Origin of the sequence: Rhodopila sp. (assembly GCF_035548095.1) — a bacterium.
Lineage (GTDB): Bacteria > Pseudomonadota > Alphaproteobacteria > Acetobacterales > Acetobacteraceae > Rhodopila.
On sequence record NZ_DASZUV010000004.1, the window covers coordinates 323,900 to 350,085 of the forward strand.

A 26,186-nucleotide genomic window follows, 5' to 3' on the forward strand; every position below is an offset into this window, starting at 1 on the left:
CCACCGCATGATCCTCGAGCTCGGGCATTTTGCGTTGGTACTGGCGTTGTTCGTGGCGCTGGTGCAGGTGGTGGTGCCGCTGGTCGGCGCGGCCCGGCGCAACCTGGCCTGGATGGCGGTGGGGCGGTCCTGCGCGCTGGCGGGGTTCGGGCTGATCGCGCTGGCGATGCTGGCGCTGATGCATGCCTATGTGACGTCAGATTTCTCGGTCCTGAACGTGGCCGAGAACAGCCATACCGACAAGCCGTTGCTGTATCAGATCACCGGCGTTTGGGGGAACCATGAGGGCTCGATGCTCCTGTGGGTCCTCATGCTGTCGCTGTGTTCGGCGGCGGTGGCGCTGTTTTCCGGCAATCTGCCGCCGGTGTTGCGGGCCCGGGTGCTGGCGGTGCAGGGCATGATCGCGGTCGGCTTTCTGTTGTTCATCCTGTTCACGTCGAACCCGTTCCTGCGGACGTTTCCGCCGCCATTGAACGGCAACGGCCTGAACCCGGTGCTGCAGGATCCGGGTCTGGCATTCCATCCGCCGTTCCTCTATCTGGGCTATGTCGGGTTTTCCGTCGCGTTCGCCTTCGCCGTGGCGGCGCTGATCGATGGCCGGGTCGATGCCGCCTGGGCTCGCTGGGTCCGGCCCTGGACCCTGGCCTCCTGGTGCGCGCTGACCATCGGCATCGCGATGGGCTCCTGGTGGGCCTATTACACGCTGGGCTGGGGCGGCTGGTGGTTCTGGGACCCGGTCGAGAACGCGTCGCTGATGCCCTGGCTGGCGGGGACGGCGCTCATCCATTCCTCGATCGTCGTGGAAAAGCGGGATACCCTGAAGTCCTGGACCATCCTGCTGGCGATCGTGACGTTCTCGCTGTCCCTGGTCGGCACTTTCCTGGTCCGGTCGGGCGTGCTGACGTCGGTACACGCCTTCGCCACCGACCCGGCGCGCGGCACCTTCATCCTGCTGCTGCTGGTGGTCGCGATCGGCGGTTCGTTGACCTTGTACGCCATCCGCGCCCCCGCCCTGAAGGGCGGCGGCCTGTTCGCCCCGATCTCCCGCGAGGGGTCGCTGGTTCTCAACAACATCCTGCTCTCCTGTGGCTGCGCCACCGTGTTCCTGGGCACGCTGTATCCGCTGTTCCTCGATGCCATGGGCGGCCCCAAGCTGTCGGTCGGCTTTCCGTTCTTCAACCGGACCTTCGTGCCGATGATGGTGCCGATGCTGCTGGCACTCGGCGTCGGCCCCATGCTGGCCTGGAAGCGCGGCGACCTGCTGGGCGCGCTGCAACGCCTCTGGGTGGCCTATATCGCCGCCGGCCTTGTGCTGTTGACCGCCTTCTACGCAACCCATGGCGGTCCGGTCCTGGCGGTGCTCGGCCTCGGCCTCGCCGCCTGGCTGGCGGCTTCCGTGATGACGGAGCTGGCGGAGCGGCTGCGCCTGTTTCGCATCCCGCTGGTTGACAGCGCCCGCCGCGCCGCGCACCTGCCGCGATCGGCCTATGGAATGTCGTTGGCCCATCTGGGCCTGGCGGTCTCGGTTGCCGGCTTCTCGGCCTCCGCCTGGGACCGGGAGGCGATCGAGATCCTGCATGCCGGAGGCAGCGTCTCGCTGGCCGGTTACGAACTGCACCTGGACAGCGTGGACAAGGTGCCCGGCGCCAACTTCATCGCCGATGAGGCGAATATCCGCGTCACCCGCGACGGCGCGCCGGTCACCACCCTGCACCCCGCGCGCCGCTTCTTTCCGTTGCAGAAGCAGACCACCAGCGAGACGGCGATCCGCACCAACTTCCTGGCGGACCTCTACGTCGCGCTGGGTGATTCGGACGGCGCCGGTGCCTGGACGGTGCGGATTTACTGGAAACCGCTGGTGCCGTGGATCTGGATCGGCTGCGTCATCATGGCGGCGGGCGGCGTGGTCAGCCTGAGCGATCGGCGCTGGCGGGTGGGGGTCGCCCGACGCGCCCGCGTCACAAGCGGTCCGCTGCCGGCGGCCGGAGAATAGACATTCGTCATGGTCCGCGTCCTGTTCCTGCTGCCGTTGCTGCTGTTCGTGCTGCTGGCGGCGTATTTCTTCGCCGCGTTGCGGCCATCCCATGACCCGCAGGTATTGCCGTCGGCGATGCTGGAGAAACCGGCCCCGGCCTTCGACCTGGCGGAGCTGGGCACCGACCGGCGCCTGACCCTGGCGTCCTTGAAGGGCAAGCCGGTGGTGATCAACTTCTTCGCTTCCTGGTGCGTCCCTTGCCGCATCGAGCATCCCCTGCTGATGCGCCTGGCCAAGGAGAATGGCGTGCCGATCTACGGCATCGCCTACAAGGACAAGCCCGACGCCGCCTCCACCCTGCTGGGCACTTACGGCGACCCGTACCGCCAGGTCGGGCTGGATCTGGAAGGACGCACCGGCTTGAATTTCGGTGTCTACGGTGTGCCGGAAACCTATGTGATCGATGCCGGCGGCATCATCCGCAAACGCTTTGTCGGCCCGCTGACCGCCGAGGCGGCGGACAAGGAGTTGCTGCCGCTGCTGAAGCGGCTGGGCGCATCATGAGGCGCGTGCTGTTGACCGCGTTGCTGCTGCTGGTAACCGTCGCCGCCTATGCGGTCGAGCCGGGGGAGAAGCTGGCCGATCCGGCGTTGGAAGCCCGAGCCCGGTCGATCAGCGCCGGGTTGCGCTGCCTTGTGTGCCAGAACGAGTCGATCGACGACTCCGGCGCGGAGCTGGCGCACGACATCCGCATCTTCGTCCGCCAGCGCCTGACCGCCGGCGATACCGATGCCCAGGTGGTGGACGCCGTCGTCGCCCGCTACGGCAGTTTCGTGCTGCTCAAGCCGCCGGTCGAGCCGGCCACCTATCTGCTGTGGTTCGGCCCTCCGGTGCTGGTGCTGATCGCCCTGGGCGGAACGCTGATCTGGCTGCGCCACGGGCGTGGCAGCCGGCCGGCTGCCGCCATCCCGCTCAGCCCCGAGGAGCAGCGGCGCCTGCGGGACCTGCTGGGGGAAAACGACGGGTGATCTTTCCCTTCCTTCTGGCCACCCTCGCCTTCCTGACATTGGTGGCGGTCGTGGCGCCGCTGCTGCGCGGTCGGTCCGGCTCGGCGGCCAGCGCCGAGTATGATCGCGCGGTCTATCGCGATCAGCTGGCGGAACTGGATCGCGACATCGAGCGCGGCCTCATCACCGCCGATGAAGCCGTCTCTGCCCGGCTGGAGATTCAACGCCGCCTGCTCGTCACCCAGCGCCAAGGCGATGAGCCGGCCGCCCCCGCGCGGTCATCACGGCGCGGTACGGCGGTGGCGGCCGTGCTGTTCCTGGTGATCGCCGGCGGTTCATTGGTCACCTATCTGTGGATCGGCACGCCGGGCCTGCCGGACATGCCGTTTGCCGACCGGCCGCCTGCCTCGGCGACCGCCGCGGGCAAGGAGCAGAATGCGCTGCAGCAGGCCGCGGAGCAGCTCGCCGCCAAGCTCAAGGACGATCCCAAGGATGGGCAGAGCTGGGCGATGCTGGGCCGCACCAGGGCCATGCTGGGCCAATTCGACGACGCGGTCAGCGCCTATCGTGAAGCCATCGCGCAAGGCCAGACCGATCCGGAAACGATGGGCTCCTACGGCGAGGTGCAGGTCCTCGCTACCGGCGGCACCGTCACACCGGCGGCCGAGGAAACGTTCCGGAAGGTACTGACGGCCGATCCGACCAGCGGCATCGCCCGCTATTACCTGGGCGTTGCCGCCAACCAGGCGGGCGAGCCGAAGAAGGCGATCACGCTGTGGCGGGCGCTGCTGGCCGATCTGCCATCCGACTCGCCGGAACGCGCGCAGATCGCCGGGCGGATTGCCGATGCCGCCCGCACCGCCGGTGTGCCGATGCCCGACCTGCCGCCGGGCACGGCGCCCGCGGCCCAGGCCGCGCCGAACGGCGAACAGCAGCAGGCGATGATCGCCAGCATGGTCGCGCGGCTGGCCGCGAAGCAGGATGCCGATCCGACCAACCTGGATGGCTGGCTGCGGCTCGGCCGCGCCTATTCCGTGCTGCACGACACGGACAAGGCGATGGATGCCTTCGACAAGGCGATGGCGCTGAAGCCGGACGATGCCTCGATCCCGCTGCAAGCGGTACAGGATTTGACCCGCTCGCTGGATCCGAGGCAGGCGCTGCCGCCGCGCGTCGTCGCGCTGCTGCGCAAGGTGCAGTTGATGCACCCGAAGGAGCCGGTCGTGCTCTGGTTCCTGGGGATCGCCGCCCTGCAGGGCAAGCACCCGGAAGACGCCAAACGATACTGGACCGAACTGCTGACGGTGTTGCCGGCATCCAGCGCCGACGCGAAGACGGTTCAGGAGGCGTTGGACATGCTGGCAAAGGCGACGGCGCCAAAGACCGGCGGATAGGAAACCGGCGGGTTGGAAAGAAGCCGCAAGCCCATCATCCTGGCGGTGCTTGCGGGAAACGCATCGCGGCGGCGGCTATCTGCCGGCCTTGCTGCCGCGACCGGCGCGGGCCAGTCAGGCAGCCGGCCGCGCCATTTCGGCGTAGCGTGAGCGAGGCAGTGGGCCGTGGCCGGCGCCAGCATGCCCTACCTCGGTCGCGGCATTTCGAAAATAGTTCAGGATGAAGACACGCACCGCGCTGGTACGGCCGCCGGCATGACCGGCTGCCTCCACCTGGCGGACCAGCGCGCTCATGTCCTGGCCTTCACGCTCACAGATTTCGATCAGCGCATCCCACAGCTCCGGCTCCAGACGCATGCTGGTCCGGCCGCGTTCCGCTACGACGTTTCGGTTCACAAGGCGACTTGTTGACATGCCCACCTCCTATTGGCGGGCCCAACAAGATCATACGGAGGTTAACAGAAGGTTGTCAGCGCCCGGAAAAACCGAGCGATTCGATACCGGTGGGGAAACCGGCCGAGGCTGAGGGCGATGACAGCCGCAAGCGGTCACACCGGCAGAGGCGCGGCCTTCATCCGTTCCATGCTGAAACGGCTGCTGACGTTGCGCAGCGGCACCGCGCCGATCAGCCGGCGGTAGAAATGGTCATATGCGGCGATGTCCGGCACCACGACATGCAGCAGGTAGTCGACATCGCCGCTCATGCGCCAGGCATCGACAATCTCCGGCGTGTCGCGGATGACCTCGGCGAAGCGGGCCAGCCATTCAGCGGAATGATCGGCCGTCTCGATCTCCACGAACACAGAGACCGGCAGACCGACTTTTTCGGCATCCAGGATCGCGACGCGGCTCTTGATGATGCCGTCCTGCTCCATCCTGCGGATGCGTTTCCAGCACGGCGTCGGGGTCAGCCCGACCTTGCCGGCGATATCGGCCAGCGACAGCGACGCATCCACGGACAGCAGCCGAAGGATCTCACGGTCGAGACGGTCGAGGCCCTTGTCCGCCGACATGTAGCACAAACCCTTTCCTGCCATCGCGTTAGCGCGCTTGGAATTTCTACGACAGGACGCTTAATCCGTTCAGAAAGAGAAGAAAATAGCAGAGATTGGGAAGGTCGTATGTTTTTGCCGCCGGCCGCGACAACGCCGGCCGTGGCGGATGGCCGATCGCCTACCGTTGCGCCACCACCTCCTGCTCGGCCGGGGTGCGCAGGGTCAGCGCCAGCGCATGCAGGCCGCCCTCCTGCTTCTCGCCAAACTCGTCGTGCAGAGCGGCATGAACGGCGCGGGAGCGGGCGACGCGGTTCATCCCCTCAAACGCCGCCGACACGATCAGCATGCTGTAATGTGTCTGCCCGGCGGGATGCGCGCCGGCATGCCCGGCGTGGCGATGGCTGTCGTCCTGGATCACCAGGACGCTTGGCGCGAAGGCACGGGTCAGGATCGACCGCATGCGGTCGGCACGGGAAGCGGATGTGGCTGCGTCGGTCATGCCGGTCTTATAGCACCAGTTCGGGTGCCGATATCGGTCATTCACCCCGGATGCCGGATCAGGGCGGCAAAGGCTTGCAGCTGCGCCGGCTCCACATCCGAAACCGCGACATAGCGCAAGCCCCCGGCCCGCCAGGAGACGACGTTGAACCCGTCCTTCTGCGTGAGCGTGGGAGCCGCATCCGGCTGGTCTGAGACGGTGACGAAGAGGTTGATGACATGCTTGTCGCGCCGGTAGACCAGCGCGGCGGCGTGCCGCCCGGCGATATAGTCCAGCCGCCCCCCCACCAGTGGATAGCCTTCGGTCGCAAAATCGCGTGTGACGGGCGAGAAATCCAGCCGGGCGGACAGCCAGGGCTTGACCGTATGCCGGTCGCTGGTGGCGATATCCGTCAGGTGGTCGGCCAGCATCGACCGCACATGGCCGGCAACGGCCTCGTCCACCAGCGTGTCGCGGGACGGCGAAGGGTGCGTCAGGGCCAGAGTCAGCGCCACGCCGGTCAGCGCCACGCCGGTCAGCGCCCCGGCGAGGCTGAAGCCAAGCGGCTGCCGCCAGGACCGGGCGGGTACCGACTCAGGGGGCGCCTCCCGCGGCAGAGCGGCACCGATCCGCGCCGCCAGGTCGGGGGGAGCACGATGATACTCCAGGGTCGCCCTGATCGCCGTCCGCATGCTCAGCAGCCTATCCTGTTCCGCTCGGCAGATCGCGCAACGCGCGACATGCCGGTCGAGCAGGAAGCCGCGCAGCGGGCCCACCTGCCGGTCGACGGCGGCCTGGAGCCAGCGCAGGGCAGTCTGGTGGTTCACGACGCCGCCTTCCCCGCTTCATGCCGATGCCAGGCGACCCGTAGCGCCCGCCGCGCACGGGCCAGGCGGGACATGACGGTTCCAACGGGCACATCGGCGATCCGTGCGATCTCCTTGTAGGACAGGTCTTCAAGTTCACGCAGGACCAGCACCTCCCGATATTCAGCGGGCAGCGCGGCCACCAGCACGGTCAACGTGTCGCGGTCCAGCTGCTCCAACAGGATCGCTTCCGGGCCCGGCGTCGGATCGGCCCAACTGTCCGCGCCGGTGATGTCGGTCAACCCCGGCTCGAACACCAGGTGCCCCGACCGGTTGTCCCGCACCCAGGTGAGGAAACTGTTGCGCACGATGCTCAGCAGCCAGACACGAAAGTCACCGCCGCGAAAGGAGTCGAAGTAACGGAAGGCACGCAGATAGGCATCCTGCACGACATCCTGGGCGTCGGCCGGGTTTCCAGTCAGCCAGCGAGCCAGATTGAACGCCGCCGCCAAATGCGGCATCGCCAAAAGTTCGAAACGTCTGGTGCGGCCATTGGTCGCCAAAACTGGTGAGTCCCCGGCAATCCCCCATCCTACCAGCGGCCGCCGCGATTTATTCCCGCCATGATTTCATTTTTTGGCGGGGAATAAGCCGCCGGTCATGCCGGTAGGGCGCCCAGGCGGATCATTCCGGTCCGCCGCGGCAGGAGGGGCTCTTATGAACGTCAACGCGATGGCGCCGGATCGGCGCGGCTTCCTGAAATGCATGAGCTGGGCGGGCAGCGCGATGCTGTGGACGGTCGCCGCCGGGGTGCCACGCTCCCGGCTGATCACGGAGGCCGAGGCGGCAGGCGGCGATTTCACCTTCGCCCAGGTCAGCGACAGCCATATCGGCTTCGACAAACCGGTCAACACGAACGTCACCGCGACCTTCCAGGACGCCTTGAGGCAGGTCGCCATGGCACCGGCCAGGCCGGCCTTCCTGATCCATACCGGTGACCTGACCCATCTTTCCAAGCCGGGTGAGTTCGATACCGTATCACAACTTCTCGGCGGGACGGGATTGCGGAGCTTCACGGTTCCCGGCGAGCACGACGTGCTGGAGGAGAATGGCCGGAGCTATCTGAACCGGTACGGCAAGGAAACCAGGGGCGACGGGTGGTACAGCTTCGACGTCGGTGGCGTTCACTTCATCGGCCTCGTCAACGTGGTGAACCTGCAAGGCGGCGGCCTGGGCAATCTGGGCAACGAGCAGCTCGAATGGCTGGAACGCGATGTGGCGCATCTGGGCGCCAGCACGCCGATCGTCGTCTTTGCCCATATCCCGTTATGGATGGTGGCCGAGGATTGGGGCTGGGGCACCGCCGACGGCGCTCGCGCGTTGAGCTACCTGAAACGGTTCGGCTCCGTCACGGTGCTGAACGGGCATATCCACCAGGTGATGCAGAAGGTGGAGGGCCAGGTCACCTTCCATACCGCGCGCTCGACCGCGTTTCCGCAAGGCACGCCCGGCCAGGCGAAAGGTCCGGGGCCTGTGGCGGTGCCGCCGGGGGCGTTGAAAGCCTATCTGGGCACGACCCGGGTCACACTGGTCCGCAGCGACGCGGCGCTGGCCATCGTCGATCACACGCTGGCCGAATGAGGCGGAGCGAGATCATGATCATTCCGGATCGGCTATCCCGCATGGGGCGTCGCGCCCTGTTGAGCATGAGCCTGAAGGCCATGCTCAGCGGCTCTGCGATATGGATCGCCTGCCATGGATCCGGCCGGTCGTCGGCGGCGGCCCGGATCACCATCGATAACTTCGCGTTCTCTCCGGCGATGGTGACCGTCGCGCCCGGCACTGAGGTGACCTGGAGGAATGACGACGACATCCCCCATTCGATTGTCCTGACGGATGGCAGCGATCGGTCGAAGGCCCTCGACACCAACGACACGTTCTCACATCGGTTCGATAAGCCGGGGCAATACGCATATATTTGCGGCCTGCATCCGCATATGCATGGCGACATCGTGGTCCGCTAGCGCGATCGCCAGACGTTCCCACGGCGCGTTATGACAGTTGACGCCCAGGAGGGACGCCGGCCCGGTCACCGGCGTCCTTTATCTCACCGTCCTCTATCCCACCGGCCCCCATCCCACCGGTAGGGTCGTCAGCCCCCGCAAGGTGAAGCTGGCGCGCCATTGCGGCGCATCCGGCTCCAGCAGGCGCAGGTCCGGCAGGCGGCGCAGCAGGGTCTCGAACACGATGGCCGCCTCGATCCGAGCGAGCTGGGCACCGAGGCAGAAATGGATGCCGCCGCCGAAGGACAGCGGCTTCAGGTCCTTGCGGGTGACGTCCAGACGGTCCGGATCCGGAAACACGGCCGGGTCGCGGTTGGCGGCGCCGATCAGGGTCACCACGATTTCGCTGCGCTGCAACGGCACGCCGGCCAGCTCCAGCGGTTCCGCGACGGTGCGCGCCACCGCCTGCACCGGGCATTCGTAGCGAAGGATTTCCTCGATCGCGTTCGGAATAAGCCCCGGCTCCGCGCGCAGGCGCTGCCACTGATCAGGATGGCGCAGCAGCGACAGGATGCCGTTGCCGATCAGGTTGACCGTGGTCTCGTGCCCGGCCGCGAACAGCAGGTTGACGTTGGCGCGTAGCTCATTGGTGGTCAGCCGGTCGCCGTTTTCCTCGGCCTGGACGAGTTTGGTGATCAGGTCGTCGCGCGGTTCCCGCCGGCGCAACTCGAACAGACGCTCAAAATACTGGCCGGTTTCCAGGACCCCGGCATTGGCGGCATCCAGCTCCGCCCGCGTCGGCGGGGTCGGGTTCAGCAGCGCGCCGCCCGAGGCGGAGCCGGTGACGAAGCGGGCCTGGTCTTCTTCAGGAATGCCCAGCAGGTCGCAGATGACCAGCACCGGCAACGGGAAAGCGAGGTCGCGGATCGCGTCCATGCGGCCCGGCCTGCCACCCTGCGCCTGGACCTTGTCGAGCAGCGCGTCGGCCAGGGCCTGGATGCGGCCGCGCAACGCCTCGATGCGCCGAGCGGTGAAGGCTTGGGTGACCAGGCTGCGCAGGCGTGTGTGATCCGGCGGGTCGCGCATCAGCATCATGTTGGTCAATTCGACCACGGCCGGTTCCTGTAGCGCGGTCGGGCCGAAGCGGCGGGTCAAGGCCTCGGGGTCCGTGTAATCCTTGCCGAAGCGGCGGTCCTTCAGGACCAGGGCGCAGTCGTCGTAGCCGGTGACGAACCAGCGGCCGATCGGCGCCTTCCAGACCGGCGCCATGCTGCGCAATTGGCGGAAGAACGGGTACGGGTCGGCGACGAAGGCCGGGTTGCGTGGATCGAAGCCAAGGCTGCCTGTCTGGGACACGACACGTCCTCCCTGAGTGCACGGCGGAGGACGCTACCATGGCCGCGACGCGGGTGCGCCGATGATTCTTGCCAATGGCCAGCGTCAGTAGCCCAGCATCAATGGCCAGGTCGGGTCCAGTCAGAACGCAGCCGGGATCACGCCATGGCCACGATCAACATGCGCGACGCCAAAACCCGGCTATCCCGGCTGGTGGACGCCGCCGAAGCCGGCGCCGAGGCCGAAACCGCCGTCGCCCGCAACGGCCGCTCTGCTGGTCCCTCTCGATCGCCCGCGCCAGCGCCATTCGCCGCATTGGTGTCGCCACGGGCACGCTCACCGCTCCCGCCGCCATCGAGGCGCAGGACGATGCGCCCGCCATCCCGTTCGCCGGTTCGGCGGCGTGACGCTGCCGCCGGACACGCATATCGCCCCATGGACGATCACGGACCATCCGGCATGCCGGCGCCGGCATGCCGGTGCCGACGATCATCCGGCCTTCGCGTCGCGGAAATAGGCTTCGACGGGCCCATTGATCTTCATCGTCATCGGGTTCCCGCGCCGGTCCAGCGTGCGGCCGACGGCGACGCGAATCCAGCCCTCGCTGATGCAGTATTCCTCGACATTCGTCCGCTCCTCGCCCTTGAAGCGGATGCCGATGCCCCGCCGCAGCAGCTCCTCATTGAAGAAGGGGCTGCGCGGGTCACTGGACAGGCGGTCGGGCGGGGCGTCGTCGGACATGGTCTACCTATCGGCACAAACGGAGCCGCCCCGATAGCGTTCCCGGGCTGGCCTGTCGATTCACCCGATCGGGAGATAGTGCTGGTACCAGGCGATGGTCGGCTCGATCACCTGGCGGAAGGCCTCGCCGGCATAGACCTCGTAATGGCCCCAGCCCTGCAGCACGATCAGCTTCTTCGGCTCCCTGGCATGGGCGTAGAGGGACTCGCTCTCCTCCGGCGGCACCAGCCGGTCATTGTCGCAGGTGATGAACAGGATCGGACGCGGCGAGATCCTGTCGACGATCCATTCCGGATGAAACCCCAGCGTGTCGTCGATGTATTCCAGCGGAATCTCCCCCACCGCGCCGGGATTGCCGCGACGCGCGGCCGCCGCCAGCTCGGCCGACTGGCGATCGGGCAGCAGGACCTCATTGCGATCGGCGAATTTCGATTCCCCGGTCATGACACGGCGAACGCGATCCTCCTCCGCCAGCTTCAGCAGGTCGGCGAACTCATCGGGGCGGCGCACGCTGCGCATCCAGCGGCGGCCATGCCCGATCCCGACCACCGAGACCACCACCTTCACGCGCGGATCCACCGCGGCGACCCAGGTGACGGTCGCACCGCCATAGGAGGTGCCGTAGATGCCCAGGCGGTCGGCGTCCACCATGTCCTGCGCGCCCAGAAAGGTCAGCGCCGCCTGCGAATCCAGCACGCGGCCATAGGGTGATAGACGCGATTTCGGTCCGTCGCTGTCGCCCCACCCCTTGTAGTCGAAGGTCAGCACCACATAACCGGCATCGGTCAACGCCTTCGCCGTGTCGGGCAGGTACAGGCTTCGCACACCCGTATAGCCATGGCACAGCAGGATACCCGGCCGCGTCTCACCCGGCTTCAGCCCGTCCGGCAGGAACAGATCACCCGACAGGCGCACGCCTTCGCTGTAGAAACTGACGGGCCGGCTGGACATTTGGCGTTTTCCTCCTCGCGTGCTTGGCTGGCGGCAAGAACCATCGGGGAGAGACGGCTACATGGCAACCTATGTCCTGCTGCACGGCGCCTATCAGGGCGGCTGGATCTGGCAGCGAGTCACGCCATTCCTGCGCGCCGCCGGCCACACCGTGTTCGCGCCCACGCTGGATGGCTGCGCGGAACGCCGGCACGCGCTGCGGCCCGGGATCACGACCGAGACGCAGGCTGCCGAGGTGTCGGAGATGCTGTTCTTCGAGGACTTGCGCGACATCGTGCTGGTCGGCACCAGTTGCGGCGGCATGGTCGCCGCCCGCGTGGCGGAAACGACCCGTGACCGCATCGGACGCGTCGTCCTGGCCGACGCGCTGGCGCTGTTCAATGGCGAAACGGTCGCCGATCACGTCAAGCGGCCGACCGCCGTGACCACCGATATCGGCACCGGCCCGTCGCGGGAGGACGCGGCCAGCCGCATGTTCATCTCGCTGGACGGGCCGACCAAGGCATGGGCGCTGGACCGCGTCACGCCGCATCCGGTGGCGGCGATGGCGTCACCGGTGAAGCTCGACAGTTTCTGGGATCAGAAATGGGACGCGTCGGTCATCTGGTGCAAGCAAAGCGTCAATCCGCCGGTGGCGCATCAGCGCCGCGCCGCCGAGACGCTGGGTGCCCGGTGGTACGAACTGGATACGGGACACTATCCGATGCTGACGGAACCCGAGGCGCTGGCGAAACTGATGATGAGGACGTAACGGTCAGTCGATCGGCGTCCATAGGGTGGATGCGAAGCCCCGCGCGTCGATGGGGAAGTTCCGGCCGCTGACCTTCGCCTTGCCATCCCGGCACCGGTAGCCAAACACCGTGTCGTGCCCGGTCGCATAGGCCGGAACGGCATCGGCTTGCGGGTGGTCACGGCAGAACGCCTCGGCGCCCGGGTTGGCGCGGTCGGTGTCGATCTTGCCACACGGCAGGTTGGCGCCCGTGAAGCAGACCAGCAACTGCCCGTCCATGCACCTGATATGCGTCTGCGCCCGCAGCGTGCCACGGCTCGGCCGCCCGGCACCCGGAAACCGGCGCTGGAACGCGGCCTCGATGCCGGGACGCAGCGACGGCTGGTACGACCGGATCGTGTCATCGTTGCCCAGCGCGGCACAGCGCGCGGCAAGCCCGCCGGCCCAGGCCAGGTTCGGCAACAGGACCGAGAGGACCACCAGAATCCCGGCAACGGCGCGGATGGTCGGCTGGAACATGCGGTCCGGTTCTCCTGCTGGTGAGCACCGCAGAGGGTTGATACGGCTGCGGGTTGATACGGCTGCCCGCCCCCTCCCCCCGGCGCGCGCGATGCGCTAGGGTCGTGGGATACGCATTCCCACAGGAGGGAGCAACCATGACCGAAGCCTGCATCGTCGGCTGGGCCCATTCGCCGTTCGGCAAGCTGGAAGACCCGGATATCGAATCCCTGATCGGCCGGGTCGCGGGCGCCGCCATCGCGGACGCGGGCGTCGAAGCGCACGAGATCGAGGCGACCTTCGTCTCCCTGTTCAATAACGGGTTCTCGGCGCAGGACTTCCCGTCCTCGCTGGTGCTGCAGCACGTGCCGGAGCTGCGGTTCAAGCCGATCACGCGGTATGAGAATGCCTGCGCCTCCGGCTCCGCCGCGATCCATGGTGCGCGTGACTTCCTGCTATCGGGCCGCGGCCGCTTCGCCCTGGTGATCGGGGTGGAGAAGATGACCGCGACGCCAGGCAAGGAAGTCGGGGACATCCTGCTGAAGGCGAGCTACCAGAAGGAGGAAGCCGACATCCCCGCCGGCTTCGCGGGCGTGTTCGGCAAGATCGCCGAGACATACTTCCAGCGCTATGGCGACCAGTCGGACGCGCTGGCGGCAATCGCGGCGAAGAACCACAAGAACGGTGTCGACAACCCGTACGCGCAGATGCGCAAGGACCTGGGCTATGCGTTCTGCCGCACCGTGTCGGAAAAGAACCCCTATGTCGCCCCGCCGCTGAAGCGGACCGACTGCTCCCTGGTATCGGACGGCGCCGTGGCGCTGATCATGGCCGACGAGGACACGGCGCGCGCGATGGGCAAGGCGGTGCGGTTCAAGGCGGCGGTGCAGGTGAACGACTACCTGCCGATCAGCAAGCGCGACATCACCGGGTTCGAGGGCGCGGCAGAGGCGTGGAAGCGAGCCCTGGCGGCGGCGGACAACACGCTGTCCGATCTGTCCTTCGTCGAATCGCATGACTGTTTCACCATCGCGGAGCTGCTGGAATACGAGGCGATGGGGTTAACCCCGCCCGGCCAGGGCGCCCGCGCGGTGCTGGAGGGTTGGACGCAGAAGGACGGCAGGCTGCCGATCAATCCCTCGGGCGGGTTGAAGGCGAAGGGCCATCCGATCGGCGCCACCGGCGTGTCGATGCACGCGATCACGGCGATGCAGCTCACCGGACAGGCGCCGGGCGGGATGCAGTTGCCGAAGGCCGATCTGGGCGCGGTGTTCAACATGGGCGGCGCGGCGGTGGCCAACTACGTGTCGATCCTGGAGCCGTTGCGCTGACCCGCGCGCCATGATCCCCACCAGCAACCTGGCGCACCTGTTGATCCAGACCGCCCGGCGGTTTCCCGACCGCCCGGCGATCATCTGGCGCGACCGGACCTGGACCTGGCGCGCGTTCCGCGAGCGTGTCCAGGCGGCCGCGGCGGCACTGGCCGCGCGCGGCGTGCGCCATGGCGACCGCATTCTGCTGCACGCCCGCAATGGCAACGCCGTATTGGAAACGATGTTCGCCAGCTGGATGATCGGCGCCACCTGGGTGCCGACCAATTTCCGGCTCACCCCGCCCGAGGTGGCGTATCTGGCGCAGTCCTCGGGTGCTTCGGTACATATCTTCGACCACGCCTTTCCCGACCACGCGGCGGCGGCGAAGGCGGAGAACCCGAGCTGCCGGCTGGAAATCTGGATCGGCGACAGCGGCCTGACCTGGGAGGCGTTCGCCACGCATCCCGATCGGATGGAGGTGCCGGCGGACGTGGAGCGTGACCATCCGGCCTGGTTCTTCTACACTTCCGGCACCACCGGGCGGCCGAAGGCCGGCGTGCTGACGCATGGCCAGCTTGAATACGTCGTCTGCAACCATCTGTGCGACCTGATGCCGGCGACGACGGAGCAGGACGCCTCGCTGGTGGTGGCGCCGCTGTCGCACGGCGCCGGCATCCATGCATTGCCGCAGATCGCGCGCGGGGCCGTGTCGGTTCTGCTGTCCGGCGAAAAGCTGGACTGCGAGGAAGCCTGGCGTCTGGTGGAAGCCCACCGCGTCACCAACATGTTTACCGTGCCGACGATCCTGACGATGCTGACCCGGCACGAATCGGTGGACCGCTACGACCATAGATCGTTGCGATACGTTATCTATGCCGGCGCGCCGATGTACCGTGCCGACCAGGTGCATGCGCTGCGGAAGCTGGGCAAGGTGATCGTGCAGTATTTCGGCCTGGGCGAGGTCACCGGCAATATCACGGTGCTGCCGCCGCACCTGCACAGCGAGGACGATTCCCGGATGCCGGTCGGCTCCTGCGGCTATCCGCGCACCGGCATGGAGATCGCGATCCTGGACGACCAGGGCCGGCGCCTGCCGGCCGGGACCACCGGCGAAATCTGCGTGCGCGGGCCTGGCGTTTTCGCCGGCTATCACGACAACCCGGAAGCCACCGGCAACGCCTTCGCCCATGGCTGGTTCCACACCGGCGACCTGGGCCATCTGGATGCGCAAGGCTTTCTGTTCATCACCGGCCGAGCGTCCGACATGTATATCTCCGGCGGGTCGAACATCTATCCGCGAGAGATCGAGGAAGTGCTGCTGACGCACCCCGCCGTGGCCGAAGCCTGCGTGGTGGGCATGCCACACGAGAAATGGGGCGAAAGCGGCACGGCCGTGCTGGTGCTGGAGGACGGTGCCACGGTGACATCACAGGAATTGCTGGCGCATCTGGACGGCAAGCTGGCCAGGTATAAATGGCCGGAACGGTTCGCCTTTTGGTCGGAGCTGCCGAAATCCGGCTACGGCAAGGTCACGAAGCGTGAGGTGAAACATTTGCTGCAGAAGGACATGTGATGACAACGCCGACCGATCCGGCCCGGATCTCCGATTACCACATGCATGTCTATTACGATCCGGCAACGCGCGAGACCGCTGCCCTGCTGCGTGAATGGATCCAGGCAAGGTTCCCCGTCCGCATGGGCCGCTGGCACGACAATCCGGTCGGACCACATCCGACCTCGATGTACCAGATCGCCTTCGCGCCCGACATGTTTCCGACGCTGGTGCCGTTCGTGATGCTCAATCGCATGGGCCTGACCGTGCTGCTGCATCCGGAATCAGGCCGTCCGCGCGATGATCACACCCTGCATGCCACCTGGATGGGCGCGGTGCTGCCGCTGAAGACGGAGATCCTGCGGGAAACCAGCGACGGCGCGGCGTGAACCCGCACGGCGGCATCCGACGCTGCTTCCGCCACGCCGAACTCCCCGGTCTCCACCCCGGACACCCCGATCGGCGCCGCCGCCATCACCCGGTGCCCCGATGACAGGTTCTTGACATCCCCCTGCCCGGCTTCATCATCCGAGGACCAAAGGGGATCGGAAATGGCTGCGCTCGACGATTGCTACAACGTGTTTGACCTGCGCGAAGCGGCGAAGAAGCGGCTGCCACGCGGGGTGTTCGAGTTTGTCGACCGTGCCACCGAGGACGAGATCGCCCTGCGTAACAATCGCTCTGCGTTCGAGAAAATCCGTCTCAAGCACCGGGCACTGGTGGACGTGTCGGGCCGGTCCACGAAGACGACGCTGTTCGGCAAGGAAATCAGCCTGCCGATGGCGATCGCCCCCACCGGCGCGGCCGGCCTGTGCTGGCATGAAGGGGAGCTGGAGCTGGCCAAGGCGGCGGCAAGGGCGAAGATCCCCTTCACCCTGGCCACCGGCGCCATGACCTCGATGGAGAAGATCGCCAAGGAGGCGAATTTCCGCCTGTGGTTCCAGCTTTACGTCTGGAAGCAGCGCGAGCTGTCCTATCAGTTGATCGAGCGGGCCAAGAACAACGGGTTCGAGGCGCTGATCGTCACGACCGATACGATCGTGCCGCCGAACCGCGAATACAATGCCAAGAACGGCTTCCTGCTGCCATTCCATCCCACCTGGCGCTTTACCTGGGATATCATGCAGCATCCCACCTGGTTCACCACGGTCCTGCTGAAATACTTCCGCACGATCGGCATGCCGCGCAACGAGAACTATCCGGACCCGTATCGTCGTCCGATCGGCACCGATCCTGGCACCCGGGAAGTCATGCGGCAGGACAGCCTGAACTGGGACGACATCAGGATCTTTCGCGACAAGTGGCCGGGGATTCTGATGCTGAAGGGCATCAACCGGGTGGACGATGCGCTGAAGGCGATCAGCTACGGCGTGGACGGGCTCATCGTGTCCAACCATGGCGGCCGCAACATGGACAGCGCCGCCGCCACCCTGGACATGCTGCCCGAGATAGCCGAAGCGGTCGGCGACAAGGCCACCGTCATCCTGGATTCCGGCGTGCGGCGTGGGTCGGACATCGTCAAGGCACTGGCATTGGGGGCGAAATGCGTGCTGACCGGGCGCGCCACATTGTACGGCACCGCGGTCGGCGGCGAGGCCGGCGCCGGCAAGGCGATCGGCTTCATCCAGACCGAAATGGACAAGACGATGGCCTATACCGGCTGCAACGGTGTCGATGAGATCAGCACCGATATTTTCTTCCGCGACCGGGAAAGCAACCGGCTGATGGTGGAGTAATGCCAGGCCGGCAGCGATGCCGGCCAATCCGTGGTTCCTTCCGCGGCGGTTCCGTCCCATCATGGCGGGCGCAGGCCCGCTGCGGGCGTCAGTCCCGGTCCGCAATCCCCGCTCCGCAACCCCAGGCGAGCTCGACAAGGCGCGGGTGGTGCCGGCATGGCCCCCCTGCCGGGAACCGGCGAAAGTGCCTGCCGGGAACCGGCGAAAGCGACCGCCGGGAACCGGCGAAAGTGCCCGCCGCGCTGGCTCCCGCGCTCGCCCGCTGGCGCTGTTTCCGCCGCTGTGCCGATCAGTCGGCGTGGCGATCAGTCGGCGTGCCGATCAGTCCCTGGCCCGCGTCGGGAACTGCATGCAGATCAGGTCCGCGCCGCCGGGCCCGGCCAGCAGCGTGGCGGCTGCATCGTCCGGCGCCACGAACACCACCGACTGCGCCGGCAGCAGCGCCCCGCCCGGCAGGCCGGCGGACCCCGACGCCACCAGCCAGAACTGCCCCCCGCCGGTTGCCGGGTCCGGACCGACCACCGACCCGTCGGCGGGAACGGTATAGCGCCAGGTGCCGACACCATCAGGCGCTTCCGCGATCACCGCCATCATCGATGGCGCCGTCAAGGCAGCCAGCTCGGCGTCCGTCAGCGGCGGCAGCGGACCGCAAGTGGCCTCCCGGTGCTGATATTTCGCCCGCGCCTCCCGCAGCTGGCGGCGATGTTCGGGCATGTAGCGCGCGCCGGGGTCCCAGGCGTTGCGCAAGGTGAACCAAGCGACGCCCTCCTCGGCCGCCACGATCGGGCCGTAGGCGGAATAGGCATCCGTATAATGCACGGCGACGCTCGCGATATCATGGATGCCCAACCGGCCGGACCCTTGCACCACGACCTGATACTGGTCCGCCTGGTGGAAGTGCGGATGCACGACCGCGCCGGCCTCCTTCTCCACCAGGAAAGCCATCGGGTAGAGGCCGTCCGAGGACGGAACGGCATCGCCTTCCTTCAGCGTGTTGCGGTTCTGGCCGATATAGGTCGTGTGCCAGCCATTATGGGTTTTGCGCCGTGCCGTCCGGTGCGCGACAACGCTGTCTGCCGTCAGGATCATGCGGATATCTCCTTTGCGGAAAGTCTAGGCACAAAGCCGCCTGACCGCCAAATCCGGCCGCCGCGCCCATTGCCCCGGCCGCCGCAGGTGGTAGACAGCCGGGACGAAACGTCAAGCAGGAGATGCCATCATGGCCTACAGCCCCTTCGATCTGACCGGCAAGGTCGCGCTCGTCACCGGCGGCAACAGCGGCATCGGCCTGGGCATGGCCAAGGCGATGGCCGAGGCCGGCGCCGACATCGCCATCTGGGGCACCAATGCCACGAAGAATGCCACCGCCGCCGAGGCACTGAAACCGACCGGCCGCAAGGTGCTGACGCTGGTATGCGATGTCGGCGATGAAGCGGCGGTCGAGGCCTCCTTCGCGCGCACACTGGATCATTTCGGCCGCATCGATGGCTGCTTCGCCAATGCCGGCGTGTCGGGCCGCGGCGGTCATACCTTCCTGGAAATGACCAGCGACGAATGGCACCGCGTCACGCGCATCAACCTGGATGGTGCGTTTTATACCTTCCGCGCGGCGGCGAACCATATGGTGAAGCGTGGCGGCGGCGGAGTGCTGGTCGGCACCGCATCCCTCGCCGCGATCGAGGCGGCACCGCGGTCGGAGCATTATGCGGCCACGAAGGGCGGCCTGATCTCCATGGTCCGCGCCATGGCGGTGGAATTCGCCCGTTACGGTGTTCGATCGCACGCGATTTTGCCGGGCTGGATCGAAACGAACATGACGGCGAACGCGGTCAATACGGAAGGGTTCCAGAAAAAAGTGCTGCCGCGCGTGCCGATGCGCCGCTGGGGCGACGGCGACGATTTCGGCGGCATCGCAGTCTATCTCATGAGCTCGGCATCGAAATATCATACAGGTGATACCTTCGTGATCGACGGCGGGTATTCGCTGTTCTGATATTCTCTGTTCCGCTGGCGGACCGGTCGGCATGGGTGACTGGCGCCATCGCCACGGCCATGGCGGGCGCCAGCCCCACCGGTCCGCCAGCCGTTATCCCAACGGCGACATCCGGTACGCCGCCTCGACCAGCCGTACCGCCGCTGCATTATCCGACAGGTCGGCGATCGGCTTCCGTCCGTCCCGCAGCCGCCGCAGCGTGTCACGCACGAAGGTCGGATAGAAATACACGTTCGTCAGCTTCATTTCGCGCGTGCTGCGCGTCCGGTTGTTGGTGACGATCTCCAGCATGGAATCGTCCCGCGCCGCGAAATAGTGATTCTCGGTCCGGATGCTGTAGTGCAGGTCGAACACCGAGTTCGGCGCCGGATACAGGTATCCCGTCTCCACCATGCAACTCGCCCCGCCGCCCTGCATCAGCACCACGGCGTGGTCCTCGATCGACAGATGTGCCTGCCGGTTCGACATCATCGCGCCCGTGACAGCCAGGTCCGCGCCGCCCAGCAGCACACGGCTGAGATCCAGGAAATGCACACCCAGGTTCAACAGCGGCCCGCCGCCGGATCGGGCGCGGTCCGTGACCCACTCAACCCGTTGCTGCGCGTAACGATCCACCATGCCGCCGATGAACTTGAACGTCGCGTACTGCACCGGCTCGTTCCGAGCGACCTCGCGGATCGTTTCGAGAAGCGGGCTGTAGCGGATGACATACGGCACCGCCGCGAACACCCCCGCCGCCTCGGCACGCGTCGCGATATCCGCGGCCTCGGCGGCATTGATGGCACAGGGCTTCTCCATCGCGAACGGAATGCGCTGGTCGATCAGAAAGCGCGCGAGCTCCGCCATGTCGCAGTGCGGCGCCAGGGCAAAGGCGAAATCCGGTTTCAGGCGCAAGCACATTTCCCGGTAGTCGCTGAACGCCGGGCAGCGCGCCTTGGCCGCGGCCGCCTGCGTCCGGCTGATATCCGGATCGCTGACGCCCACCACCGATACATCGGGCAGCGCCAGGCTCGGGTCCAGAAAGAACGGTGTGTGCCAGTGCGATACACCGATCATGACGATGCGCATGATGTTTTCCTCCTGCTGCCCCACTGGTGCTTGCCCCACTGGCGCTTGCCCCACTGGCGCTGCCCCATTGCGTGGCGCATCCTGGGCGGGGGCGCAAGCAGCGGGACCAGCATGATCATCTTGTCGGAAAATTTCAGGGCGCTGTTCTATACCCCATTCTATGCCGCCCACGCGATCGGCGCCTACCGGGCCGAGGGCGTCGATGTCCGGCTGCGCGAATCCAGCAGCCCGGAACGCACCGCCGCGGCGCTGAACGCGGGCGATGTGGACGTGATGTGGGGCGGGCCGCTGCGGGTGCTGCTGCAGCATGATGCCGACCCGGCCAGCGACATCGTCTGCTTCTGCGATGTCGTCGCCCGCGACCCGTTCTTCGTCATTGGCCGTGCGCCGCGTCCCGATTTCCGCCCCGCGGACCTGACCAAGGTCCGCCTGGCGACGGTCTCCGAAGTCCCCACGCCGTGGCTGTGCCTGCAGGACGATATCCGGCGCGACGGCGCCGATCCCGCCCTGGTGCCGCGCATTGCCGGCGGCACGATGGCCGGGAACGCCCAGGCGCTGCGTGACGGCGCGGTTGACGCGGTGCAGCTTTTCCAGCCTTACGCCGAGGAACTGCTGGCCTCCGGCGCCGGTCATCTGTGGTACGCCGCGGCGTCGCGCGGCCTGACCGCCTATACCACGCTGAACACCCGCCGGTCCGTCATCGCGACGCGGCGCGACGAGTTGCTGGCGATGGTGCGCGGCATGCGCCGCACGCTACGCTGGATCCGTGCCACGCCGGGGGCCGGGATCGCGCGTACGCTGCACGGATACTTCCCCGACCTGTCCCCCGCCCTGTTTGCGGCCGCCATTGACCGCTACAAGGCGCTGGACCTGTACGGTCCCGATCCCCTGATCCGCCGGGAAGGGTTCGACCGGCTCGTCGCCGCGATGCGGTCCGGCGGCGCGCTGAAGCGGGACATCCCCTTCAGCGCATGCGTCGATACCAGCCTGGCCGAAGAAGCGCTCGCGTCCGGCGGATGAGCCGCCGCCGGGCCCGACGCCTGCTACCGTTCGATGATCGTCGCCTGCTCGATGAACCGCCTGGCACCGGCCGCCATCACCGCGCCGTCGGCCACCGCCTTCAAGGTTCGCTCTTCCGCCGCCCGGATGGCGGCCAGGCGCTGTAGTACCCGTTCCGCCTGCGCGACGGGTACCACCACCACGCCATCGGCGTCGCCGACCACGATATCGCCCGGCTCGACATGCACGTCGCTCAAGGTGATCGGGGCGCCGACCACGCCCGGTCCGTTCATGGCCGGCGAATTCGGCTGGATGCCCTGGCAGAACACCGGCAACCCCGTGGCGATGATGCCGGCCTTGTCCCGCGCCAGGCCATCGGTGACAAAGGCCGCGACGCCCTTGTTCTTCATCATGCCGGCGGCGATGTCCCCCAGCACCGCGGTGCGGGTGAATGCGTCATTGGCGACGATGATCACGTCACCCGGCTCCGCTTCCGCCAGCGCGCCGAACACCGCCATGACATCCGCCGGATAGGCGAAGGCCGTGATGGCAGGGCCGGCGAAGATCGCGGTCGACGGGTCCAGCGGCTTGATGCGGTAGTCCAGCGCGCCGCGCCCGTCCATCGCATCGGCCAGATGCGAGGTCTGCGCGCCATGAAACCGATCGATCAGCTGCTTGTCCGCGCGGCGAAAGCCGCGATGGATCGTCAGGACGGGTGGGTTTTCCAGCATGGTCCGTTCCCCTTGGATCGCGCATCGCCGGCGCGCGATGCGCGGCTTTGCGACTGTGCGGTTTCTGAGTCACGCCAATCTGGTTCATGCAAAGAAGCGCGGCCCCATCCGGCGCGCGCTCCTTCGAAATCGAATACTGGCGTGTGTTGAGCGGAAAGTGTCGCGGTCGGGGGACCGCGGCAGATGCCTCAGCTCTTGTCGGCCTTCTCGGCCAGCGACTTGACCTCATCCATCGCCTCGGTGAAGCGGTGGTGCAGCAATTGCAGCGCCTCTTCGTTCGACTTCTGGATTATATCGCTGAGTTCCTTGATGTTCGCGACCGACCGCTCATAGGCCTGTTTCAGCAGCTCCGCCTGCCGCGATGCGCGTGCCTGCGGGCTTTCGGACACGGCGAAGGACCGCACCGCGTCGCTGATGTCGGACATGCTTTGCTGCACGATCTCCATGTGCCGCCGAGCGACCGCCTGGGCGCCTTCGAGGGCGACCTTGTTGGCGGCGGTAAGGGTCTCGATGTTCCGGCGGCTGGCCGCAACGAAGGCATCCATGTCGGGCATGGCAGGAAATTTCAGATCGGCGAAGATTTTGGTAAAGTCGCCGAAGTCGGACATCTTGGGCGGGAACGCCATTCTAGCCTCCTGTTGCTGGACCGGTGCAGCAATGTCAGTCAGGGTAGTGCGTCCAGACTGGAAAACCAAGTTGTCCCATGCCGGCGGCTCCGTGGCTTTCCATTAATTTTTAGGGAGGCGATCCGATGGATGACAGCATGCCCAACGGCGACATTCGTCAGGGTGGAGACACTCGTCAGGGTGAAGTCTGCGGCCCCGACGGATGCGCGGTGCCGGCGGCCGAGGCGGCGCCACGGCCCGCCGTCGCCACGGCCGGCACGCGGATCGACATCGTCTCCGACGCGGTCTGCCCATGGTGCTATATCGGCAAGCGGCAGTTGGAGCGTGCGTTGGCACAACTGGCGCAGGAAGGCCTGACATTCAGTGTCCATTGGAATCCATTCCAGCTCAATCCCGACATGCCGAAGGAAGGCCGCGACCGCACCGCCTATCGCATCTGGAAGTTCGGCAGCGCCGAACAGGCCGCCGCCCTCGACGCCCGGATCACCGAAGCGGCGGCCGGCGTCGGCCTGGACTTCCGCACCGACTTGATGACCCGCACGCCGAACACGATCGACGCACACCGGCTGGTCTGGTTCGGCGGCCGGAAGGGCGTGCAGGACGCGGTGATGGAAGCCGTGTTCAAGGCCTATTTCACCCAGGGCCGCGATATCGGGGACCGGGAGGTCCTGGCCGATTGCGCCGCCGAGGCCGGCCTGGACCGCGCGGAAGCGGCCACCTTCCTCGCCTCCGGCCTGGCGGATCGGGAGATGCGCGCCGCCGATCAGGCCGCGCGAGAGGCCGGCGTGAACGGCGTTCCCGCTTTCTTCCTGGACGGCTACGGCCTGTTTTCGGGCGCCATGCCGGCCGAAACGATCGCCAGCGCGCTGCGCCGCGGCCGCACGGCGCTGCGGCAGAAGGAGGCAGCCGAATAGCGGCCGGCGGATAGCGCAAGCCGGCGCGGCGGCGGATTTTCTCTGGCGCGCCGGCGCAGGAGACGGAGTTTACGTCGCCACGGTCGGCACGGATCAGAAAATTTCGCTGCCGCACCGGAGATTTACGTCAGCCCTGCTTTGCCTATAGTGCGCCCCCCATCCCGGTCAGGAGGCCAACGAGATGACCATCAGCAAGCACCCGGAGACACTCGCCCTGCACGCAGGCTGGCGCCGCGACAGCGCGACCAACTCGGTCGCCGTGCCGATCTACCAGACCACGTCCTACCAGTTCGACAGCGCGGAGCACGCGGCGAACCTGTTCGCGCTGAAGGAGCTGGGGAACATCTACACCCGCATCATGAACCCGACCACCGATGCGCTGGAGCAGCGCCTGGCGGCCATCGAGGGCGGCGTGGCGGCGCTGGCGGTGGCGTCCGGACAGGCGGCCTCGGCGTTCTGCGTGCAGAACCTGGCCCGCGCGGGAGACAATGTGGTCGCCTCCACCGACCTGTATGGCGGCACCTGGAACCTGTTCGCCAACACGCTGAAGGACCAGGGGATCGAGGTGCGGTTCGTCGATCCGAAGGACCCGGAAGCCTTCGCCAACGCCACCGACGACAAGACCCGCGTGTATTACGCCGAGACGCTGCCAAACCCGAAGCTGATCCCGTTCCCGATCGCCGAAGTGGCCGCCATCGGCCGCAAGCAAGGCATTCCGCTGGTCATCGACAACACCGCCGCCCCGCTGCTGGTGCGCCCGTTCGAGCATGGGGCGGCCGTGGTGATGTATTCGACGACGAAATATATCGGCGGCCATGGCACCTCGATCGGCGGCGCGATAATCGATGGCGGCAATTTCGACTGGGAGGCCTTCCCGCAGCGCCAGCCGGCCCTGAACACGCCAGACCCGTCCTATCACGGCGCCGTCTGGTCGCAGGCGGTGAAGCCGCTGGGGCCGATCGCCTATATCCTGAAGATGCGCGTCACCCTGCTGCGCGACCTGGGCGCCGCGATGTCGCCGTTCAACGCCTTCCTGTTCCTGCAAGGCATCGAGACCCTGCCGCTGCGCATGCGCGAACACAGCCGCAATGGGCTGGCTGTCGCCAATTTCCTGGCCGGGCGCAAGGACGTCAGGCGCGTCATCCATCCGGCGCACCACCAGGGGTGGGCCGCTGAACGCTCGGCCAAATACATGCCGAAAGGCCAGAGCGGACTGGTCGGGTTCGAGCTGGCCGGCGGTCTGGACGCCGGACGGCGTTTCATCGACGCGCTGAAGCTGTTCTACCACGTGGCCAATATCGGCGACGCGCGCAGCCTGGCGATCCATCCGGCCAGCACCACCCACTCGCAGCTGACGGAATCCGAGCAGGCGGCGACCGGGGTGACGCCGGGCTATGTGCGGCTGTCGATCGGGCTGGAGCATATCGACGATATCCTGGGCGACCTGGCCCAGGCGCTGGACGCCGCCGGCCGGTAACGCGCGCCCGGTGATCAGGACAGCAGCATGACCGGTGCGTCCGGCCGCGTCGCCCTGGTCACTGGCGGTGCCCGGGGCATCGGCGCCGGCATCGCCTCCCGGCTTGCCGCGGATGGCTGGCGCGTGGTGGTGGCGGACCGCGACCCGGCCGGTGCCGCCCCGATTGGCACCGCTCCGATTGGCACCGCTCCGGCTGGCGGCCGTTTCGTCCTCTGCGACGTCGGCGATGAGGCGGCGGTGGCGCGTCTCGTCGCCGATGTGGATGGGACGGAGCAGCGGCTGGACGCGCTGATCTGCAATGCCGGCTTCATGATCCGTAAACCGGTCCGCGACCTGAGCTTGGCGGAATGGTCCTCGGTGCTGGCGACCAACCTGACCAGCATCTTCCTGCTGGTTCGCGGCTTCGAGACGATGCTGCGCACCGCCCGCGGCGCGGTGGTCACCATCGCGTCGACCCGCGCACATATGTCGGAGCCCGATACGGAGTCCTACAGCGCGTCGAAAGGCGGCGTCGTGGCGCTGACCCATGCGCTGGCGGTCAGCCTGGGGCCGGAGGTACGGGTAAACTGTATCAGCCCCGGATGGATCTTCACCAAGGGCCCGCAACCGACACCGGAAGAGCATGCGTTTCATCCCGCCGGGCGGGTGGGGACGGTGGAGGATATCGCCGGTCTCGCCGCTTTCCTGATCGGGCCGGAGAGCCATTTCATCACCGGCGCCGAGTTCGTCGTCGACGGCGGCGTCACGCGGAAGATGATCTATCCGGAATAACATCGGCGGCGGCGCTTGCCGCCCCTTGCCCACGGCGCCCGCTCACGGAATCGTGAATGGCCCGCGCGCCTCTTTATGCGCCTCCCGAACGTT

29 protein-coding genes are annotated in these 26,186 nt (G+C 67.0%); 16 read left to right on the plus strand and 13 right to left on the minus strand.

Annotated features, from left to right (window positions below):
• Positions 1 to 7 precede the first annotated feature (7 nt).
• Genes VHC04_RS05760 through ccmI form a run of 4 tightly spaced genes read left to right on the plus strand, consistent with a single transcriptional unit; the run spans position 8 to position 4,376 of the window.
• Complete coding sequence (locus VHC04_RS05760) at positions 8 to 1,993, plus strand: heme lyase CcmF/NrfE family subunit (RefSeq protein ID WP_325678929.1); 1,986 nt, start codon at positions 8 to 10, stop codon at positions 1,991 to 1,993.
• 9 nt (positions 1,994 to 2,002) lie between these two features.
• Entirely contained in the window at positions 2,003 to 2,539 is a 537-nt protein-coding gene (locus VHC04_RS05765) for a DsbE family thiol:disulfide interchange protein (RefSeq protein ID WP_325678931.1), read from the plus strand.
• Positions 2,536 to 3,003, plus strand: coding sequence for a cytochrome c-type biogenesis protein (locus VHC04_RS05770; protein WP_325678933.1), 468 nt, complete (start codon positions 2,536 to 2,538; stop codon positions 3,001 to 3,003). Before VHC04_RS05765 ends, VHC04_RS05770 begins: the two co-directional genes overlap by 4 nt.
• Positions 3,000 to 4,376, plus strand: a complete 1,377-nt coding sequence (ccmI, locus tag VHC04_RS05775) for a c-type cytochrome biogenesis protein CcmI (RefSeq protein ID WP_325678934.1) — start codon at positions 3,000 to 3,002, stop codon at positions 4,374 to 4,376. Before VHC04_RS05770 ends, ccmI begins: the two co-directional genes overlap by 4 nt.
• 114 nt (positions 4,377 to 4,490) lie before the next feature.
• Here ccmI and VHC04_RS05780 read toward each other — a convergent pair whose 3' ends face one another.
• The 5 genes from VHC04_RS05780 to VHC04_RS05800 form a co-directional block, all read right to left on the minus strand.
• Positions 4,491 to 4,790, minus strand: coding sequence for a ribbon-helix-helix domain-containing protein (locus VHC04_RS05780; RefSeq protein ID WP_325678936.1), 300 nt, complete (start codon positions 4,788 to 4,790; stop codon positions 4,491 to 4,493).
• Between the two features lie 134 nt (positions 4,791 to 4,924).
• Complete coding sequence (locus tag VHC04_RS05785; protein ID WP_325678938.1) at positions 4,925 to 5,389, minus strand: Lrp/AsnC family transcriptional regulator; 465 nt, start codon at positions 5,387 to 5,389, stop codon at positions 4,925 to 4,927.
• 160 nt (positions 5,390 to 5,549) lie between these two features.
• A complete protein-coding gene (locus VHC04_RS05790) occupies positions 5,550 to 5,870 on the minus strand; it encodes a BolA family protein (protein WP_325678940.1) in 321 nt (106 codons plus the stop codon).
• A gap of 41 nt (positions 5,871 to 5,911) precedes the next feature.
• On the minus strand, positions 5,912 to 6,676 hold the full coding sequence (locus VHC04_RS05795) for an anti-sigma factor family protein (RefSeq protein ID WP_325678942.1): 765 nt from the start codon (positions 6,674 to 6,676) through the stop codon (positions 5,912 to 5,914).
• On the minus strand, positions 6,673 to 7,176 hold the full coding sequence (locus tag VHC04_RS05800) for a sigma-70 family RNA polymerase sigma factor (protein ID WP_325678944.1): 504 nt from the start codon (positions 7,174 to 7,176) through the stop codon (positions 6,673 to 6,675). Before VHC04_RS05800 ends, VHC04_RS05795 begins: the two co-directional genes overlap by 4 nt.
• 196 nt (positions 7,177 to 7,372) lie before the next feature.
• Here VHC04_RS05800 and VHC04_RS05805 point away from each other — a divergent pair, with 196 nt between their 5' ends.
• Together VHC04_RS05805 and VHC04_RS05810 are read left to right on the plus strand one after the other, a co-directional pair.
• Entirely contained in the window at positions 7,373 to 8,296 is a 924-nt protein-coding gene (locus VHC04_RS05805) for a metallophosphoesterase family protein (RefSeq protein WP_325678946.1), read from the plus strand.
• 65 nt (positions 8,297 to 8,361) lie between these two features.
• Positions 8,362 to 8,679, plus strand: a complete 318-nt coding sequence (locus VHC04_RS05810; RefSeq protein WP_325678948.1) for a cupredoxin domain-containing protein — start codon at positions 8,362 to 8,364, stop codon at positions 8,677 to 8,679.
• A 93-nt stretch (positions 8,680 to 8,772) separates the two neighbouring features.
• On the opposite strand, the gene VHC04_RS05815 is transcribed toward VHC04_RS05810, so the two are convergent.
• From VHC04_RS05815 to VHC04_RS05825, 3 genes are all read right to left on the minus strand, one after another.
• Entirely contained in the window at positions 8,773 to 10,014 is a 1,242-nt protein-coding gene (locus VHC04_RS05815) for a cytochrome P450 (RefSeq protein ID WP_325678950.1), read from the minus strand.
• A gap of 468 nt (positions 10,015 to 10,482) precedes the next feature.
• On the minus strand, positions 10,483 to 10,734 hold the full coding sequence (locus tag VHC04_RS05820) for a DUF3297 family protein (RefSeq protein ID WP_325678952.1): 252 nt from the start codon (positions 10,732 to 10,734) through the stop codon (positions 10,483 to 10,485).
• 60 nt (positions 10,735 to 10,794) lie between these two features.
• Positions 10,795 to 11,685 (minus strand): alpha/beta hydrolase, encoded by an 891-nt coding sequence (locus tag VHC04_RS05825; protein WP_325678954.1) that lies wholly within the window; start codon positions 11,683 to 11,685, stop codon positions 10,795 to 10,797.
• A 61-nt stretch (positions 11,686 to 11,746) separates the two neighbouring features.
• Here VHC04_RS05825 and VHC04_RS05830 point away from each other — a divergent pair, with 61 nt between their 5' ends.
• Entirely contained in the window at positions 11,747 to 12,436 is a 690-nt protein-coding gene (locus VHC04_RS05830; protein ID WP_325678956.1) for an alpha/beta fold hydrolase, read from the plus strand.
• Positions 12,437 to 12,439: 3 nt separating this feature from the next.
• On the opposite strand, the gene VHC04_RS05835 is transcribed toward VHC04_RS05830, so the two are convergent.
• Positions 12,440 to 12,934: a hypothetical protein gene (locus VHC04_RS05835; RefSeq protein WP_325678959.1), complete on the minus strand. Its 495-nt coding sequence runs from the start codon at positions 12,932 to 12,934 to the stop codon at positions 12,440 to 12,442.
• 137 nt (positions 12,935 to 13,071) lie between these two features.
• On the opposite strand from VHC04_RS05835, the gene VHC04_RS05840 reads away from it, so the two are divergent.
• The 4 genes from VHC04_RS05840 to VHC04_RS05855 all read left to right on the plus strand — a co-directional run bounded on the left by VHC04_RS05840 (position 13,072) and on the right by VHC04_RS05855 (position 17,514).
• Entirely contained in the window at positions 13,072 to 14,244 is a 1,173-nt protein-coding gene (locus tag VHC04_RS05840) for an acetyl-CoA acetyltransferase (RefSeq protein WP_325678961.1), read from the plus strand.
• Positions 14,245 to 14,254: 10 nt separating this feature from the next.
• On the plus strand, positions 14,255 to 15,799 hold the full coding sequence (locus VHC04_RS05845) for an acyl-CoA synthetase (protein ID WP_325678963.1): 1,545 nt from the start codon (positions 14,255 to 14,257) through the stop codon (positions 15,797 to 15,799).
• On the plus strand, positions 15,799 to 16,167 hold the full coding sequence (locus VHC04_RS05850) for a DOPA 4,5-dioxygenase family protein (RefSeq protein ID WP_325678965.1): 369 nt from the start codon (positions 15,799 to 15,801) through the stop codon (positions 16,165 to 16,167). Before VHC04_RS05845 ends, VHC04_RS05850 begins: the two co-directional genes overlap by 1 nt.
• Positions 16,168 to 16,329: 162 nt before the next feature.
• Positions 16,330 to 17,514, plus strand: coding sequence for an alpha-hydroxy acid oxidase (locus VHC04_RS05855; protein WP_325678967.1), 1,185 nt, complete (start codon positions 16,330 to 16,332; stop codon positions 17,512 to 17,514).
• Positions 17,515 to 17,835: 321 nt separating this feature from the next.
• Here VHC04_RS05855 and VHC04_RS05860 read toward each other — a convergent pair whose 3' ends face one another.
• The gene (locus VHC04_RS05860) at positions 17,836 to 18,603 is read right to left on the minus strand and encodes a hypothetical protein (protein ID WP_325678968.1); all 768 of its coding nucleotides are present in this window, start codon (positions 18,601 to 18,603) and stop codon (positions 17,836 to 17,838) included.
• 130 nt (positions 18,604 to 18,733) lie between these two features.
• On the opposite strand from VHC04_RS05860, the gene VHC04_RS05865 reads away from it, so the two are divergent.
• Positions 18,734 to 19,507, plus strand: a complete 774-nt coding sequence (locus VHC04_RS05865; RefSeq protein WP_325678970.1) for an SDR family NAD(P)-dependent oxidoreductase — start codon at positions 18,734 to 18,736, stop codon at positions 19,505 to 19,507.
• 93 nt (positions 19,508 to 19,600) lie between these two features.
• Here VHC04_RS05865 and VHC04_RS05870 read toward each other — a convergent pair whose 3' ends face one another.
• Positions 19,601 to 20,575: a Gfo/Idh/MocA family protein gene (locus VHC04_RS05870; protein WP_325678972.1), complete on the minus strand. Its 975-nt coding sequence runs from the start codon at positions 20,573 to 20,575 to the stop codon at positions 19,601 to 19,603.
• A 111-nt stretch (positions 20,576 to 20,686) separates the two neighbouring features.
• Here VHC04_RS05870 and VHC04_RS05875 point away from each other — a divergent pair, with 111 nt between their 5' ends.
• A complete protein-coding gene (locus tag VHC04_RS05875) occupies positions 20,687 to 21,595 on the plus strand; it encodes an ABC transporter substrate-binding protein (RefSeq protein WP_325678974.1) in 909 nt (302 codons plus the stop codon).
• A gap of 23 nt (positions 21,596 to 21,618) precedes the next feature.
• Here VHC04_RS05875 and VHC04_RS05880 read toward each other — a convergent pair whose 3' ends face one another.
• Together VHC04_RS05880 and VHC04_RS05885 are read right to left on the minus strand one after the other, a co-directional pair.
• Positions 21,619 to 22,305 carry an RraA family protein gene (locus tag VHC04_RS05880; protein WP_325678976.1) on the minus strand — a complete coding sequence of 229 codons (687 nt, stop codon included), beginning with the start codon at positions 22,303 to 22,305 and terminating at the stop codon, positions 21,619 to 21,621.
• 188 nt (positions 22,306 to 22,493) lie between these two features.
• Entirely contained in the window at positions 22,494 to 22,931 is a 438-nt protein-coding gene (locus tag VHC04_RS05885; RefSeq protein ID WP_325678978.1) for a phasin family protein, read from the minus strand.
• 125 nt (positions 22,932 to 23,056) lie between these two features.
• On the opposite strand from VHC04_RS05885, the gene VHC04_RS05890 reads away from it, so the two are divergent.
• From VHC04_RS05890 to VHC04_RS05900, 3 genes are all read left to right on the plus strand, one after another.
• Positions 23,057 to 23,845 (plus strand): DsbA family oxidoreductase, encoded by a 789-nt coding sequence (locus VHC04_RS05890; protein WP_325678980.1) that lies wholly within the window; start codon positions 23,057 to 23,059, stop codon positions 23,843 to 23,845.
• Positions 23,846 to 24,026: 181 nt separating this feature from the next.
• Positions 24,027 to 25,322, plus strand: coding sequence for an O-acetylhomoserine aminocarboxypropyltransferase/cysteine synthase family protein (locus VHC04_RS05895; protein WP_325678982.1), 1,296 nt, complete (start codon positions 24,027 to 24,029; stop codon positions 25,320 to 25,322).
• Between the two features lie 27 nt (positions 25,323 to 25,349).
• Complete coding sequence (locus tag VHC04_RS05900) at positions 25,350 to 26,093, plus strand: SDR family oxidoreductase (protein ID WP_325678984.1); 744 nt, start codon at positions 25,350 to 25,352, stop codon at positions 26,091 to 26,093.
• Positions 26,094 to 26,186 lie beyond the last annotated feature (93 nt).

Excerpts from the sequence above, each read along its gene's own strand:
- VHC04_RS05895 (WP_325678982.1), top strand. The coding sequence starts at position 24,027 with ATGACCATCAGCAAGCACCCGGAGACACTCGCCCTGCACGCAGGCTGG.
- VHC04_RS05780 (WP_325678936.1), bottom strand. The coding sequence starts at position 4,790 with ATGTCAACAAGTCGCCTTGTGAACCGAAACGTCGTAGCGGAACGCGGC.
- VHC04_RS05855 (WP_325678967.1), top strand. The coding sequence starts at position 16,330 with ATGGCTGCGCTCGACGATTGCTACAACGTGTTTGACCTGCGCGAAGCG.
- VHC04_RS05865 (WP_325678970.1), top strand. The coding sequence starts at position 18,734 with ATGGCCTACAGCCCCTTCGATCTGACCGGCAAGGTCGCGCTCGTCACC.
- VHC04_RS05760 (WP_325678929.1), top strand. The coding sequence starts at position 8 with ATGATCCTCGAGCTCGGGCATTTTGCGTTGGTACTGGCGTTGTTCGTG.
- VHC04_RS05790 (WP_325678940.1), bottom strand. The coding sequence starts at position 5,870 with ATGACCGACGCAGCCACATCCGCTTCCCGTGCCGACCGCATGCGGTCG.
- VHC04_RS05900 (WP_325678984.1), top strand. The coding sequence starts at position 25,350 with ATGACCGGTGCGTCCGGCCGCGTCGCCCTGGTCACTGGCGGTGCCCGG.
- VHC04_RS05845 (WP_325678963.1), top strand. The coding sequence starts at position 14,255 with ATGATCCCCACCAGCAACCTGGCGCACCTGTTGATCCAGACCGCCCGG.
- VHC04_RS05820 (WP_325678952.1), bottom strand. The coding sequence starts at position 10,734 with ATGTCCGACGACGCCCCGCCCGACCGCCTGTCCAGTGACCCGCGCAGC.
- VHC04_RS05875 (WP_325678974.1), top strand. The coding sequence starts at position 20,687 with ATGATCATCTTGTCGGAAAATTTCAGGGCGCTGTTCTATACCCCATTC.
- VHC04_RS05800 (WP_325678944.1), bottom strand. The coding sequence starts at position 7,176 with ATGCCGCATTTGGCGGCGGCGTTCAATCTGGCTCGCTGGCTGACTGGA.
- VHC04_RS05805 (WP_325678946.1), top strand. The coding sequence starts at position 7,373 with ATGAACGTCAACGCGATGGCGCCGGATCGGCGCGGCTTCCTGAAATGC.
- VHC04_RS05850 (WP_325678965.1), top strand. The coding sequence starts at position 15,799 with ATGACAACGCCGACCGATCCGGCCCGGATCTCCGATTACCACATGCAT.
- VHC04_RS05830 (WP_325678956.1), top strand. The coding sequence starts at position 11,747 with ATGGCAACCTATGTCCTGCTGCACGGCGCCTATCAGGGCGGCTGGATC.
- VHC04_RS05785 (WP_325678938.1), bottom strand. The coding sequence starts at position 5,389 with ATGTCGGCGGACAAGGGCCTCGACCGTCTCGACCGTGAGATCCTTCGG.
- VHC04_RS05810 (WP_325678948.1), top strand. The coding sequence starts at position 8,362 with ATGAGCCTGAAGGCCATGCTCAGCGGCTCTGCGATATGGATCGCCTGC.
- VHC04_RS05835 (WP_325678959.1), bottom strand. The coding sequence starts at position 12,934 with ATGTTCCAGCCGACCATCCGCGCCGTTGCCGGGATTCTGGTGGTCCTC.
- VHC04_RS05885 (WP_325678978.1), bottom strand. The coding sequence starts at position 22,931 with ATGGCGTTCCCGCCCAAGATGTCCGACTTCGGCGACTTTACCAAAATC.
- VHC04_RS05770 (WP_325678933.1), top strand. The coding sequence starts at position 2,536 with ATGAGGCGCGTGCTGTTGACCGCGTTGCTGCTGCTGGTAACCGTCGCC.
- VHC04_RS05870 (WP_325678972.1), bottom strand. The coding sequence starts at position 20,575 with ATGCGCATCGTCATGATCGGTGTATCGCACTGGCACACACCGTTCTTT.
- VHC04_RS05890 (WP_325678980.1), top strand. The coding sequence starts at position 23,057 with ATGGATGACAGCATGCCCAACGGCGACATTCGTCAGGGTGGAGACACT.
- VHC04_RS05825 (WP_325678954.1), bottom strand. The coding sequence starts at position 11,685 with ATGTCCAGCCGGCCCGTCAGTTTCTACAGCGAAGGCGTGCGCCTGTCG.
- VHC04_RS05860 (WP_325678968.1), bottom strand. The coding sequence starts at position 18,603 with ATGATCCTGACGGCAGACAGCGTTGTCGCGCACCGGACGGCACGGCGC.
- VHC04_RS05840 (WP_325678961.1), top strand. The coding sequence starts at position 13,072 with ATGACCGAAGCCTGCATCGTCGGCTGGGCCCATTCGCCGTTCGGCAAG.
- VHC04_RS05765 (WP_325678931.1), top strand. The coding sequence starts at position 2,003 with ATGGTCCGCGTCCTGTTCCTGCTGCCGTTGCTGCTGTTCGTGCTGCTG.
- VHC04_RS05880 (WP_325678976.1), bottom strand. The coding sequence starts at position 22,305 with ATGCTGGAAAACCCACCCGTCCTGACGATCCATCGCGGCTTTCGCCGC.